General features: G+C 42.5%; 15 protein-coding genes. 4 read left to right on the top strand and 11 right to left on the bottom strand.

All coding sequences use genetic code 11. The features are described from left to right. Positions 1–22: 22 nt before the first annotated feature. Entirely contained in the window at positions 23–358 is a 336-nt protein-coding gene (locus SOO65_RS19480) for a hypothetical protein (RefSeq protein ID WP_321394523.1), read from the bottom strand. A 297-nt stretch (positions 359–655) separates the two neighbouring features. Here SOO65_RS19480 and SOO65_RS19475 point away from each other — a divergent pair, with 297 nt between their 5' ends. Next, the gene (locus tag SOO65_RS19475) at positions 656–910 is read left to right on the top strand and encodes a hypothetical protein (RefSeq protein WP_321394520.1); all 255 of its coding nucleotides are present in this window, start codon (positions 656–658) and stop codon (positions 908–910) included. Here the strand turns inward: SOO65_RS19475 and SOO65_RS19470 are convergent. From SOO65_RS19470 to SOO65_RS19445, 6 genes are read right to left on the bottom strand one after another with little or no spacing between them, the layout of a single operon-like run. After that, entirely contained in the window at positions 900–1,676 is a 777-nt protein-coding gene (locus SOO65_RS19470) for a TatD family hydrolase (RefSeq protein ID WP_321394517.1), read from the bottom strand. The genes SOO65_RS19475 and SOO65_RS19470 overlap by 11 nt on opposite strands. A 1-nt stretch (position 1,677) precedes the next feature. Continuing rightward, positions 1,678–2,826 carry a vitamin K epoxide reductase/DsbA family protein gene (locus SOO65_RS19465; RefSeq protein ID WP_321394514.1) on the bottom strand — a complete coding sequence of 383 codons (1,149 nt, stop codon included), beginning with the start codon at positions 2,824–2,826 and terminating at the stop codon, positions 1,678–1,680. Positions 2,827–2,831: 5 nt separating this feature from the next. Then, positions 2,832–3,413: a purine nucleoside phosphorylase YfiH/LACC1 family protein gene (locus tag SOO65_RS19460; RefSeq protein WP_321394510.1), complete on the bottom strand. Its 582-nt coding sequence runs from the start codon at positions 3,411–3,413 to the stop codon at positions 2,832–2,834. A gap of 23 nt (positions 3,414–3,436) precedes the next feature. Then, positions 3,437–4,420, bottom strand: coding sequence for an RluA family pseudouridine synthase (locus tag SOO65_RS19455; protein ID WP_321394506.1), 984 nt, complete (start codon positions 4,418–4,420; stop codon positions 3,437–3,439). After that, positions 4,420–5,112 (bottom strand): helix-turn-helix domain-containing protein, encoded by a 693-nt coding sequence (locus SOO65_RS19450; protein WP_321394504.1) that lies wholly within the window; start codon positions 5,110–5,112, stop codon positions 4,420–4,422. Before SOO65_RS19450 ends, SOO65_RS19455 begins: the two co-directional genes overlap by 1 nt. A gap of 12 nt (positions 5,113–5,124) precedes the next feature. Next, positions 5,125–6,057, bottom strand: a complete 933-nt coding sequence (locus SOO65_RS19445; protein WP_321394502.1) for a P-loop NTPase — start codon at positions 6,055–6,057, stop codon at positions 5,125–5,127. Positions 6,058–6,262: 205 nt separating this feature from the next. Between SOO65_RS19445 and SOO65_RS19440 the strand changes: the two genes are divergently transcribed. From SOO65_RS19440 to SOO65_RS19430, 3 genes are all read left to right on the top strand, one after another. Beyond that, positions 6,263–6,940, top strand: a complete 678-nt coding sequence (locus SOO65_RS19440; RefSeq protein WP_321394499.1) for a diacylglycerol/polyprenol kinase family protein — start codon at positions 6,263–6,265, stop codon at positions 6,938–6,940. A gap of 161 nt (positions 6,941–7,101) precedes the next feature. Then, entirely contained in the window at positions 7,102–7,335 is a 234-nt protein-coding gene (locus SOO65_RS19435) for a CHASE3 domain-containing protein (protein ID WP_321394496.1), read from the top strand. 3 nt (positions 7,336–7,338) lie between these two features. Further along, positions 7,339–8,604 carry a methyl-accepting chemotaxis protein gene (locus SOO65_RS19430; protein ID WP_321394493.1) on the top strand — a complete coding sequence of 422 codons (1,266 nt, stop codon included), beginning with the start codon at positions 7,339–7,341 and terminating at the stop codon, positions 8,602–8,604. On the opposite strand, the gene SOO65_RS19425 is transcribed toward SOO65_RS19430, so the two are convergent. The 4 genes from SOO65_RS19425 to SOO65_RS19410 all read right to left on the bottom strand — a co-directional run bounded on the left by SOO65_RS19425 (position 8,601) and on the right by SOO65_RS19410 (position 13,840). Next, entirely contained in the window at positions 8,601–9,251 is a 651-nt protein-coding gene (locus tag SOO65_RS19425; RefSeq protein WP_321394490.1) for a Crp/Fnr family transcriptional regulator, read from the bottom strand. The two genes, SOO65_RS19430 and SOO65_RS19425, sit on opposite strands and share 4 nt — an antisense overlap. 223 nt (positions 9,252–9,474) lie before the next feature. Further along, complete coding sequence (gene leuS, locus SOO65_RS19420) at positions 9,475–11,877, bottom strand: leucine--tRNA ligase (protein ID WP_321394487.1); 2,403 nt, start codon at positions 11,875–11,877, stop codon at positions 9,475–9,477. 74 nt (positions 11,878–11,951) lie between these two features. Continuing rightward, on the bottom strand, positions 11,952–13,520 hold the full coding sequence (locus SOO65_RS19415; RefSeq protein WP_321394484.1) for a hypothetical protein: 1,569 nt from the start codon (positions 13,518–13,520) through the stop codon (positions 11,952–11,954). Further along, positions 13,517–13,840, bottom strand: a complete 324-nt coding sequence (locus SOO65_RS19410) for a hypothetical protein (RefSeq protein ID WP_321394482.1) — start codon at positions 13,838–13,840, stop codon at positions 13,517–13,519. Before SOO65_RS19410 ends, SOO65_RS19415 begins: the two co-directional genes overlap by 4 nt. Between the last annotated feature and the right edge of the window lie 30 nt (positions 13,841–13,870).

Raw genomic sequence — 13,870 nt, 5'->3', positions numbered from 1 at the left:
TGAAGGGCCTTCGGGCCCTTTTTTATTTTGCCGCAACTTGCTCGTTATTAAACTTATCGATCTTACATGTCCTTGGATTCACCGATCCTACCACTAATGTTCTCACTGATTGAGTCAAACCTGTTTCCCATTTTATATCCAACTCAAAGTTTGCGGTGAGAACATACTCCGTTGGAAGTCTCATCAAGTAATCAGAGATTTTGAAGTTCTTGGCCAGGGCATGTCCAACTTCACCTTTTTCATTTGTGACAGGCATGGGGTCTTTGTACTTAGAAATGATTTCATCCTTGAGAGGAGCCAGATCGCATTTCGCAAAAGCTGAACTAGACACAAGGAGAAACACAAAAATCCATTTCATTGGAACTCCTTTGAGTTAAAGCTCCTAAGAAGAGACCTTGTTTGTTTCCGAATGAAAAGACACTCAAGCGTGCGAGGTAGAGGACGAGTTATGAAGTAAACCGCAAATAAATCTAAAGTTATGGGTGTAAGAACCTAACAAAGTTTAACAATCATTTTGTTGTCAGTCATTTTGCAGTAAAACTATCAGGCTGCTTCGCGAGGGACGAACCCTCTAGTGAGATAATTGAAATCTCATTTGACGTAAGACAGTGTGGCACCAAATCTCTCCTAATGGTGTCACAAAAAGAAGGAATTTATGCTACCAGTGGAAATGTCAGAAAATCACTCTGGGATTAACGACGCTCACCATGTGCGCTCTGTTCTGGAACAATACGAACGCTCAAAAATTTTGGAAGTTTATTTTTCTCGTCTGGATGGACGCTTGCCGGAAATTATTCCACAGGAGCTCGCTGATCTCTATGAAATTGAGTTGAGTGCTATCAAAGGCTTTCTGTTAGGACAGCATCCGCAAGACACACTACTCATGAAAGTTTTTAGGATTATGAATTAGCGAGTTTCGAAAAACAGCTGAACGAATTCTGATAAACTTCGGCCTTCAATTTTTCCAAATCAACATTTTTTAATTCTGCGATTTTTGCTGCTACGAATGGTAAATAGTAGGGAGCGTTTTCTTTCCCACGATGAGGAACTGGTGTTAAAAACGGAGAATCGGTTTCAAAAAGGATTTTCGAAGTAGGGGTGATCTTCACCACTTCCTGAACGTTCTCGGCCTTTTTAAAGGTAATAATGCCGTTAAAACCTATGTAGTAACCTTCGCCAAGAACAAACTCTGCCAGATCCAGGCTCGAGGTGAAACTGTGAATCACCCCACGGCGTTTTAGTTTGCTTGAGAAGTTTCTAAGAATGGCCTTGGTGTCCTCGTCAGCTTCACGGGTGTGAATCACAACTGGAAGATCTAAGTCACAAGCAATTTGCAATTGTTGTTCAAATACCGTTTTTTGAATTTCAGGAGGGGAGTTGTTGTAGTGGTAATCAAGACCAATTTCACCCACTGCCACCATCTTCGGTTCAGCGCCACGAGTGCGAATCTTGTTAAATTCTACGTCAGTTGCTTCTTTGGCATCGTGAGGATGAATGCCCTGAGTGTAATACACCTCAGGGCAATTCTGAGATAGTTCTTGAACTTTATCGAGATTGAGAGGGTCCACGCCAATGGTCACAACTTTTTGAATGCCGGCCTCGGAGATGAGCTTTCTGATCTCTTCCAGAGGGAGGGCCTTTAAATAATCCAGATGGCAATGGGTCTCAATAAACATCTTAGTTTCCGCTTAAAATATCTTCAAAGATCGCGAAGAATTGATTGTTAGGAATTGTTCCTTCAATCTTCTTACCGTTAATAATGATCGTTGGAGTCGACTTCAGGTTGTATTTTGTACCTTGATTGATCGCTTCGATCACACGATTCTTGATTGTTTCATTCTCAAAACAACCATTCAGTTCATACTTCTTGGCAAGATCAGCAAGAACGCCTGATTGCAGTTTATCTTGATTTGCGAAGATTTCATCGTGCAGAGACACAAACTTCTTCTCATCACAAGCAGCTAGCATAGCAGCGTCACATGCACTCTCGTGGAAGCGACCTTTTACGTTTGAGTTACATTTAGCATCTAGTGGGAAGAACATATACTGAATACTTACTTTATTCGGATATCTTCTGATGATTTCGTGCATCTGCTCGGCCACGACCTTACAGAATGGACATTGGAAGTCAGAAAATACCGTAATACGAATTGGAGAATCAGCGAATTTCTCAGTTGCCATGTGAATCTTATAAGGAGACTCAACATCCGGATCACCACTTGAACCAAGCTTTCTGAATTGCTCTACGATGCTCTTAGAGATCTTAGCATTCACATCAGCTTTCTCTTTCGTTGTCATGTACATGAAGGCCGAGCCGCCGATAAGAAGAACTGCCCAAAGACCTGCTACTTTAAAATCCGGTACCCAAGAGTTTGAGCCATATTTCCACATAAGGAAAAAGGCAACACCTGAAAGGATGTAATAAAGAGTACAGAAAGGACATAGGCTTCCAAGAACTGCGAGTGAGAAAATGAAAAGCAGTACGCAGCCAATGAAGTTATATTTTGCTACGGCACTTGAAGTTTTCTCAAGTGATTCACCTGGCATTAAGCTCGTGAATAAGAACAATAGACCAACGATGATTCCGAAGAATGAAATCGGCACTCCAGCGATGTTTGAAATCTTAGAATAGGTAGCAGCATCACAATTAAAAAAATTAGATATGTTACAAAGTGTGCTCGCTCCACCCAGTTTAGTTGGGTAGAGAACATCGTAGAAGTGAGTTGTGAGATAAATACTCACTGCAATCATGCCCACCGCATTTAAGATAAAAAGAAAATTTGGCCCGGTCATGCCGTTCATGGTGAGGCTTTTTTTCTGTTCCATTGAGATCATCCTTTTATGTAGATATTCCAGTTTCTTTCTGTAGTTTTATTTCGACGATAGCTATTAAAATTTTCATTACAACATGTGCAGTAAGGGGCGACTTCAACCAGAAGCTGAGGAAAAGTTTCTCTCAGGCGGCGTTTGGCCTCCTCCGGAAGATTGAAATAGTTTTTGTCTCCACGCTTGGTGAAAAAGGGAGAACCCTTAAAATTCTCACCAAAATCAGGAGAAACCTCAAAGCAACATTCATGAATACAAGGTCCAATCAGGACTCTTTGTGGTTTGATCATGGCGATTTCAGGCCGCTCTAAGATCCCATGAGCAAGTCCTCTCCATCCCGCATGAAGAAACACCACACCTTTTTCACCTTCAATGACGACTGGTAAACAATCCGCAGTCTTAATGGCCAGCGGTTGTTCAAATTCTTCCCACGAAACAACCAGTCCATCCGCTTCGCAGGGAAGTGTTTCCATCGAAACGATATCAGTACCATGCACTTGATGGGCATGAACTAAAAACATGTCAGGTTTGTGGGTCCAGGTCTCAAATCGACCGCGATTGAGATTCGAAGAATAAGGAATATCCATGCCACCTATTGTAGCTCTAAATTTCACTCTGAGAAAGCTTTGAGTGCCGCTTGGAATATTTCTGGTGGAGGCGCCGTGAAATGGAGCTTCTCTTTGGTAATCGGATGTACGAATCCCAGCTCCTTGGCGTGAAGCAGTTGATAAGGATAATCAATTAGTCTCTGGCGGATGGAATCCGGAGTGCGCTTTAAGTGCGAATCACTTCCACCATAGATGGGATCACATAAGACGGGCGTGTGAAGCATTTGTGACATGTGCACACGAATCTGGTGAGTTCGACCGGTTTGCAGTCGAAGTTCCATATGGGCCGCGCCCTTATACTGCTTAAGAACTTTATAATGAGTAACAGCGGTCTTTCCGTTTTTCACGTTTGCCGCCATTTTCTGACGGTGAGTCGGGTGTCTGCCAATTGTCGTTGTGATCGTGCCACCTTGCTGGGCCGGCTGGCCACCGACGAGTGCTTCGTATTTTCTATCAATATCATGGATCGAGAAAAGACTTACGAGCCCTTCATGAGTCGCCTGATCTTTTGCAACTACCATTACACCAGAAGTTCCCATATCAAGACGGTGAACAATTCCAGGTCTCTTCTCTGCACCAATGCCCTTTAGATCCGGACAGTGATAGAGGATGGCATTCACTAAGGTGCCAGTATAGTGGCCGGGAGCTGGATGAACCACCAGACCCGCAGGTTTATTAATGATGATGAGATGTTTATCTTCAAACAGAATATCTAAAGGGATATTTTCTGCGATGAGATCAGTTGGTACCGGAGGAGGAATTTCAACTTCAATCACCGTTCCGGCCGGAGGCATCTTATTAATAGAGAGCTTCACGTCACTGGAAATTTCTTCATCATCAAATAAACGACGAAGCGTAGAGCGAGAAAACTGCGGAAGCTTCTGAGCTAAGTAAACATCCAGACGCTTATACTCTTCACGGTCTTCGTTAGTGACGGTGACGGTATAGTTCTGGGTTTCGTCGGTGTTATCTGGTTCGGAAGACATTATTTTTGTGTTCTAAGCTTTTTAAAATGCAGAAGGTAGCTGTTGGCCACTGTGTCTGGATTAAGCTTTAAAACTTTCGCGAATTGATAAACATAACCGCGAACATAAACTTCCGCAGGAAGTTTAGACACATCTTCGTTTTCAATTGCAGTCAAATGAGTCTTAGAAATTCTTGTCATCTCGGCCATACGTTCAATCGATACGTTTTTATACTCACGAATCTCTTTTAAGAATGAGCCAGGGAAGTCACTCGCTTCACGAATTTTTCTTTCCATGTCCGCGTTCTCAGAGAACTCAAGACCGAATTTCTTTTGAGCAGTGATCTTAGAAACTCTTGCCTCAATGAGGTTAGAGCCAAAGTTTTCATATTGAATCGATTCATTCTTACGGTCTTCCACAGTAAGAACCATGTGAATCTTATCTGGATTTGCTTGTGGAGAGATTCCACCTTGGTTGAAACCGCGAAGGCGATCGTATTCACGACGCTTTTCAGGGAAACCAAGAACAGAGTAGGCCTCTTCAATTTGGCCAAGAATATTATCACACTCGTCTTTAGTCATAAGCGAGTAAAGAGCAACACTGTCACCAGAGTAAGCATTACGAGCACGAATGTAGGCGTTCTCGATTTGATTCGGAGTCGCGTTTGTTTCGATCTCAAGGACTTCGTAATAGTTTTTCTTTTCAGCATCCATGCGCTTTTACCTCTAAGATTCGATCAAACGGTTAACGATACGATCAAAATTATTCACCAGTTTTGAATTTGGATATTCAATGAGAAGAGGCTTTCTCTTTCTCACACTCTGCCAAACTGATTGGTCGTAATCAAGATAACCAGGGAAAGTCATCTCGATACCAAAGTACTTACGGCAGATGCTCTGAATAGAGTAACCGATATCAATGTCCGCTTGAGAGCGAACCTGGTTGATGATCAAATTAGGACGGAAATCCGCCATTTCTTCTTTAACTCGACGACCAACTTCAGGATTGATTTCAGTGATCTTGCGAATCAGATCTGCTGGTGAAGTTGTTCCACCAAGGGAAAGTTTCGCATTCATCGCTTCGTTGATAAGAGGTTCAATCTCAGCAATTCCATCCACCATTTTTAAACGACGGTAGAACACTGACTTGATGAAGCGATAAGTATTCTCAATTGAAGTTGGTTCAGGAAGAACAACTAAGATTCCTTTATCAGCACTGATAAAGAAATCGATCGTGTTGAAGGCCGTACCCGCACCCAAGTCAAATAGGATGTAGTCGGCATCAAGCTCTGAGAGCTTCTTGATGATCTGGTTTTTGTGCATGTGCTTTAAATTCGCCATGCCCAGTTCATCCTGTGCCCCAGAAATGATTTTAAGGTTATTGATTGGGGTCGTTACCAGTAGGTCTTCAAAGTTATCGACCTTTTTCGATACGTAGTCCGAAAGAGTCGTTTGCGGAATCGGAAGACCTAAACAAGTGTGAAGGTTTGCTCCACCAAGATCCAGGTCCACGGCCACAACTTTGTTACCCATTAGCGCAAGGCAAATCGCAACGTTCGCAGAGACAAGACTCTTACCAACGCCACCCTTACCGCCACCAACGGCCCATATTTTTTTCATATTCTCAGGCGAAATTTCCGCCTCTGATTCTAATTCCATATCCTGAAATTATATGAAGCTAAATTGTGGTTTGGAAAGGTTCTTTCATGAATGATTTTCAAGATTTATGGGTGGTCCGAGGATACCTGAGTGCTAATGGGGGTAGACGATAGGGGTGGAATCCTTTAAATTGGTTGAACTTTGTTTTTTATTGATTCTAGGGGGATTTTGTTTAAATCCCTTTTTTAATTGCGAAGGAGCAGGGATGTCAGCATCTCAAGGCCAGAAATACAATTCGTCTTTTGAGACGGTTTTACATAAAAGATCAGATCTTCACATACTTAGAAAGCTTTGGCACATTTCAACTGGGTCTCTCGGCTTGTTCATGTTCCATCAGATGGATGCTTCTACAAATACTTTCGCCATCATTATCATGGCGATTGCTGTGGCCGGTTTCATGGCCGACATCATTCGCGCAAAATATCCTCCCTTTAATAAACTCGTAATCAAACTAATGGGTCCACTAATGCGCCGTTCTGAAAAAGAAGGGATGAGTGGTCTTCCGTTTTATGCATTGGGCGTGTCAATTTCTCTATTTTTCTACCAAAGAGACATCGCCATCATTTCTGTAATGTTTCTAGTTTTCTCTGATCCACTTTCATCTTTTTTTGGAGTGCTGTACGGGAAAGATAAAATCCTACCGAACAAATCTCTTCAAGGTGCAGTGGCGGGCTTCTTCACTTGTTACCTCATTACTCTTTTTTATGTGATGAATACGGCGACTCTTGGAACTCATATCCTAGTGTTCGCAATCGTGTCTGGAGTAATTGGTGCTGCTTCTGAACTCGTTTCAGCATTCAACATTGATGACAATCTAACGATCCCAGTTTTATCTGGTCTTGGAATGACTCTGCTCAATCACTTCGTTCCTGTATTTGGTTAATCAACTCTTAACAACTCCCTAACGATCTTGATATTCAATCAATTGTTAGGGGGTTACGAATTCTACAAACCCTCTACATTGTCTTAAATCAATTAAACTTTCTTAAGCTTTCATAAAGGACTCCCGAAATACTCAGTGTTCAACTTTGTAAAGGAAGCTTTATGTTGAAGAATGTTGGCCTTAAAAAAAAACTTCTTGTTCTGTGTGTTTTTCTTTCTCTTATGAGTGTTTTCATTGGAGGAGTCTCTTATTATGGAAGTTCCAAGGTTTCTAACAGCTATGACTTAGTCGCGGATTCTGCTCTTCCAAGTCTCAATAAACTGAATGAAATGTTCCTAAGCTATCAAAGCATCAGAATCAATCTGCGCACTTTGGGATTGATGAATCTCCCTTAGGATGTGGCGGCAAAATCACTAAAAGGTTTGGCAGAAGCGCAATCGGCCTTTATTGAGGCCAATCGTGAATATTCTTTGAATGTGAAATTACCTAAGCAAAAAGAACTTTACGCCATTCTTCAATCTGAATGGTTACAGTTCAGTAAAATTGGTGAGCGTGCGGTGAATGCTTATCACTCAACTGATCCAGGGATGAAGGCGACCCTTGAAACAATTTTCTTTGTCGAGTGTCCAGAGTCTGCGGCGAAATTTGAAAAGGCCATTACAAATCTAAAGGCCCATGAAATGGAACTAGCAAAGACTTACGTTAACGATGCTCAATCATCTGCGGCCTTCACGAATATTTTCATATTCTCCCTCGCCATTGCAGTTCTCATATTCGCTCTTGTTGTTGGTGCTATTTTCTCGAATATTATATCTACAACTCTTCAAGATATCGCGACTAAGATCATGGGGTCTACTGAGAAGACTTCATATGCCAGTGGTGAGATGAATTCTGCTTCTGTTCGTCTTTCTGAAGGTGCGTCTAGTTCTGCGGCCTCAGTTGAGGAAACTGTTTCCGCCCTGGAAGAGCTATCTTCAATGGTGAAGTTAAATTCTGATCACGCTCGTGAGGCCAATGCACTTTCTCAGAAGTCATTTAACTCTGCCCAAAGTGGAGAGACTGAACTTAAAAAACTTATCGATGCTATGAACGACATGTCGAAGTCTTCTAAGAAGATTGAAGAGATCACTAACGTGATTGATGAAATTTCATTTCAAACCAATCTCCTCGCTTTGAATGCGGCAGTTGAAGCGGCACGTGCCGGTGAACAAGGAAAAGGTTTTGCGGTAGTGGCGGACGCGGTAAGGGGTCTTGCTCAAAGATCGGCCGCAGCCGCAAAGAACATCAATGAACTTATTTCTGAGAACGTGAGAATGGGTCAGGAAGGTTACCAAAGAGCGAGTCAATCAGGCATCGTGCTTCAGGAAATTGTGACCTCGGTAAAACGAGTGGCAGATTTGAACTCTGAAATCTCGGCCGCCTCTCAAGAGCAGGCCCATGGAATTGAGCAAATTTCAAAGGCCATGCACCACTTAGATTCAGCTATTCAGCAAACTGCTTCATTCTCAGAAGAAGTGGCCTCTTCATCAGATAATATGTCTTCAGAAGCGAATGAGCTTTTGGGCCTGGTTAATCAACTGAAAGATTTTGTGGAAGGACATCACGGCAAAGAGGCCGAGACGATTGAATTCTATCAGAATCATGAATCTAAAGCGGCTGCTTAATTATGATCGGATGCTTGAACAAGGGCAGGGTAGTCCAGAATAAAAATGGTCTTACCCTGTCTCTCGATAATGCCTTTGTTTTCAAATTCAGTCAGAGTGCGCGCCAGAGTCTCAACCACCGTACTTGAAAGTTCTGCCAGTATTTTTCTATCTACAGTCGCGAGAATTTCCAGGCGTCCTTGAGCATCATACTTTCCAAACTTATCAGAAAGACTCACCAGTGTTCCGGCAATTCTACCTCTTACTGTAGGATTTTGGAGAGTACAGATTCTTTCATCCCGAAGCATGACCTGGAAGATATTCATATCAAAAATCTCTTTTGAGATTTGAGGATCAACAGTAAGTTGTTTTTCAAAAAGGTCCTTGTCGATGAAGACGGCATTCACCTGTCCCAAAGCAATTGCCACATAACGATCAGGATATTTCCAGTTCCCGAAGCCCACGATTTCACCTGGGCCCGCGATACGAACAGTCTGAATATGACTGCTTCGTTTATACCCGATCCGCATGAATCCTTCTTTGATGAAAATAAATCCAGGAGCGTCCTTCATCACGAAGTTCGAATGTTCATTCGGTTTAAGTTGAAAGGGACAGTGAAGCTCTTTGAACGGATGAGAATTTTCAAGGACAAGAGAACCAGGTTTCATGTCTTACCCTTTACCAATCACTCAAATCCACTGTCGAACACAAAATCGTGATATAAATCAAATGTTCGCTCAAGGCTCTATTCTATTCTGAGCATGATTTTTCGAATGCAGCATTGGTAGGTTGAGAGAACTGAAGGTTCTTGAAGTCTAATATTCAGAGCGCTTATGGTAGGTTTCTTAAGAGGGTAAAGCAGTGGGGAGAAGGTCCCCACTGCCAACTATATTATTCTTTTACAACAAAGTTACAAATCTTACCTGGTACATAGATCTCTTTCACAATCGTGCCTGCGAGATACTTTGCAATTTTCTCATCAGATTTAATGATGGCCATCAGGTTTTCTTTCGAGATGTCAGCATCCACTTCGAAAGTTCCACGAGTTTTTCCATTCACTTGAACTGCAACCGTGATCATAGAATCTTTGGCAAGTTCAGCGTTAAATTCAGGCCACTTCTCGTAAGCAAGAGACTTAGTATGGCCAAGGAATGACCAGAGCTCTTCGCCCAAGTGAGGTGCAAATGGAGAAAGAACCATGGCGAATTTCTCCGCAGTTTCTTTCGACACTTTTCCTGTTTTATAAACGTGGTTCACAAAGATCATCATCTGAGAGATGGCCGTGTTAAAGCGCATGCCTTCGATGTCTTCGGTCACTTTCTTAATCAGCTTATGAAGCTCTTTTACGTTTGATACGTCTTCAGTACCAGTAGCGTAGTTTTCCTTATCCAGGAAGAAACGAGCAGCACGGTTAAGGAAATTATAAACACCTTTCACACCATTGGCGTTCCAAGGCTTCACTTTCTCAAGTGGACCCATGAACATTTCATAAAGACGAAGAGTATCAGCACCAAATTCATTTACTACTGAATCCGGGTTCACCACGTTTCCACGTGACTTACTCATCTTCTCGCCGTCTTCACCAAGGATCATCCCTTGGTTAACCAGCTTGTAAAAAGGCTCTTTCGTTGAAACGAGACCAAGGTCGAAAAGAACCTTGTGCCAGAAACGAGAGTAAAGAAGGTGAAGAACCGCGTGCTCAGCACCACCTACGTAGAGGTCAACTGGCATCCAGTAGTTTTCAATTTTTGAGTCCCAAGGGCGCTCTGTATTTTGAGGATCACAGAAACGAAGGTAGTACCAACAAGAACCGGCCCACTGAGGCATTGTGTTTGTTTCGCGCTTCGCTTTCTTGCCAGTCTTAGGATCAATAACGTTTAACCACTCATCAATTGTGGCAAGTGGAGATTCACCAGTTCCAGACGGTTCGTATTTCTCAACCTGAGGAAGAGCGACCGGAAGTTCATCAACATCAAGACAACGAACTGTACCATCTTCATATTTAAGAATTGGGAACGGTTCACCCCAGTAACGCTGGCGAGAAAACAACCAGTCACGAAGTTTGTAATTAATTTTCTTAGAGCCGATTTTATTGTCTTCAAGCCAAACGATCATTTTCTTGATCGCGTTTTCTTTATTGAGACCATTTAGGAAATCAGAGTTAACGTGCTCGCCATCTTCTGTGAAAGCAGCTTCATCAACGTTTCCGCCTTTTACCACTTCTACGATTGGAAGGTTGAACTTCTTTGCGAACTCATGATCTCTTTCATCGTGACCCGGAACTGACATGATGGCACCAGTGCCGTATGTGTTCAGAACGTAGTCAGCGATATAAACCGGGATCTTCTTTTTGTTGGCCGGGTTAATGGCATAAGCACCAGTGAAAGCACCTGTCTTGTCTTTGTTAAGCTCAGTTCTTTCCAGATCTGATTTAAGTGCTGTTACTTCACGGTACTTTGCGATCTCGTTTTTTTGAGCATCAGTTGTGATGATATCAACTAGTTTGTGCTCAGGAGCAAGCACCATATATGTGGCACCGAAAAGTGTATCCGGACGAGAAGTGAAGACATCAATCATGTCAGTTTTGCCTTCTACCGCGAAACTCACAATGGCGCCTTCTGATTTACCGATCCACACACGTTGCATTTCTTTTACTGATTCAGGCCAGTCTACAAGATCAAGATCTTGAAGAAGACGTTCAGCGTATTCAGTAATTCTTAGCATCCACTGCTTCATTGGTTTTCTGATCACCGGGTGACCACCAACTTCAGACTTACCGTTAATCACTTCTTCGTTAGCAAGCACGGTTTTAAGATTTGGACACCAGTTCACCATCATGTGTGATTCGTAGGCCAGACCTTTGTTGAAAAGCTGAACGAAGATCCACTGAGTCCACTTGTAGTAATCAATGTTAGAAGTCGCGATCTCGCGGTCCCAGTCATATGAGAAGCCAAGCATCTTCAACTGACGTTTGAAAGTTTTGATGTTTTCCTGAGTTGTGATGTTTGGGTGAATCCCAGTTTTCATCGCATGGTTTTCGGCCGGAAGACCGAAAGAGTCCCAACCCATTGGGTGAAGAACGTTGAAGCCCTTCATACGCTTAAAGCGCGCCATGATATCTGTGGCCGTATAACCTTCGGGGTGACCTACGTGAAGACCAGCACCAGATGGATAAGGGAACATGTCGAGAACGTAATATTTTGGTTTGTTCTGATCAACGACGGTTTTAAAAGTTTTGTTATCGTCCCAGTATTTTTGCCACTTGGGTTCGAGTTCTGAGAAATTGTATTCCATAAGCTTTCCTTGCACTTTGTGAGTGCTAGTAGCTTACTGGAAATGGGCCTTTTTTTAAAGGTATTCGGGGTGCGTTATTCTCGGATAAAGTTCAGTAACCGAGTGAAAGTGCCATCTGATTCCTCTCTTTGAGGAGCAGGTGTGCTTAAAGCGCCACTTCCTGACCCTGCAACGATACCGCTGGCGAAGCCATATCCGCCATGTAGGGAAGCTTGCATTGGAGAGTAATTAGCAAGTCGAAGTGGGTATCTGGGCGCTTCAGGTGTCCCCGAAGTGTATTCATGCCAACTGAAAGGATTGCCAAATTCATGGAGGTGACGAGATGACACATGGCCTGTCCATCTCAGAACTTTCTTTTCCTCACGACTTAAATCTGCTTTGGATAAAATGCCATGAATATTGTGGATATTTTCCAGCATTTCCTTTCTTGAATGCTTGGCAAGGTTTTCTGCAGTAGGAACCCAAATGTCTTTCAAATAATTGGGATATTTCTTCTTCATTTCTTCAACGGCCTTTTCCGCTGCCGCCAAATCGTCTTTATAAAAAGCGGCAAAACTGTCTTTGATGCCTTGATAGAATAGAAGATTGAAAAGATTACTGACGTTAATCTCTTTTTTTAAGAAATCACTACAATGTTCGAGGTTTCTCGCCTTGATGTACAATTGACGTAATTCGCCTCGGGCGGTGTCCGCAGGTGGTTCTTTTTCACCTGTCTCATAAGGCGCCATTTGCGTGATGATGTCGTTGAATTCTTTTTCTTTCTCATGACATTCTTTTGCGCCATAAGGAGAGAAATGTTTTCCACGATTTTTAGAAGTATAATAAAACTCTTCTTTATTAGTACCATCTTCGCAATTTACGTAAACTGCTGCGTTTAAGAGAGTTAAACTCTTAACGTTTGCTCTGGTGAAGTTTTGGAGTTTCTTCTGGTCGGCATTGGCGATCAGTGCTTTTTCTTTAGTCAGTAGCTCTGTGATGAATTGGTGACCCGCCGGTTTATCAGATAGGGGAGCTGAATCATCGTATCCACCGATCATGCGAACATCTGGAAAAATATTTTTCCATTCGATAATTTCTTTTTGAACACCGGTATAACAGCCAAGAAGCATTAACGTAGAAACATTGTTGATGTCTTTGTATTTTGCCATGGCCTTCGAAAGGTCTTCACGACTCATGCGACCTTTCGCTCCACCAAACTCCCCACCACCATCGTGACCAGAGATGATAAGATTATTGAGTTTGCCATTCTTGGACTTGATTTCTTTCAGTGCTTCGTCAGTGCCAGTTTCAATTTTAGGCTGACTTAGACGGAATTTCTCCATCTTCTCGTAGCTTTGACGAAAGGCCACCTGAACATCTCGACAAGCGGTTGTGCTAGTGGGGTTTTTCTTTGTACAGTCCATGGCCACTTTTTTTGCTTTGGCCATTTCTTCCATATAAGTGCGATAGTCCTTATAGTTTTTAGGAACAATCACCATCTTCTCACCGCGGGCACAGGCCGCTTTCTCAGCTGTTTCAATTTCTCTCTCAGATTCATTGGTGTCGATAAATAGCATGTACTTATCAGACTTAATGCTGTCCTGGCAGGAAGCTCCTGCATAAAGAGGTAGAACTGCTAGAGGGAGAAGAAGAAGTTTTTTCATCGTCTTTCTTTTAGTAGTTTAATTTCTTTGGCCGATAGTTCTGGATATTTCTTTTGAAGTTCTGACACTGATTTTCGTGCCAGATCCATATAGAAAATATCTTTCTTAAGCTCATCCCAATCTTTGGTCTTGGCCACTTGATTGAGAAGCATCTCGCGATCGTCTCTGTCTGGAAGAGAACTTTCATGGGTGTTCTTCTGAATGTTGAAGTTTTCAAGTTCCTTCGTTTCGATATCAGGGTCGATAAAGATAACGTTCGCCTTTTGAGCGAAAGCGGAGATGGAAACCATTAACATTGAGATCGTCATTAGCTTTTTCATATTTAGTTCTTTCGGCTTTCGCCTTGGTTA

This window comes from Peredibacter starrii (assembly GCF_034259205.1).
GTDB lineage: Bacteria > Bdellovibrionota > Bacteriovoracia > Bacteriovoracales > Bacteriovoracaceae > Peredibacter > Peredibacter starrii.
The sequence above is the reverse complement of the archived record's forward strand: the minus strand, read 5'-3'. Positions and strand labels throughout refer to the sequence as shown.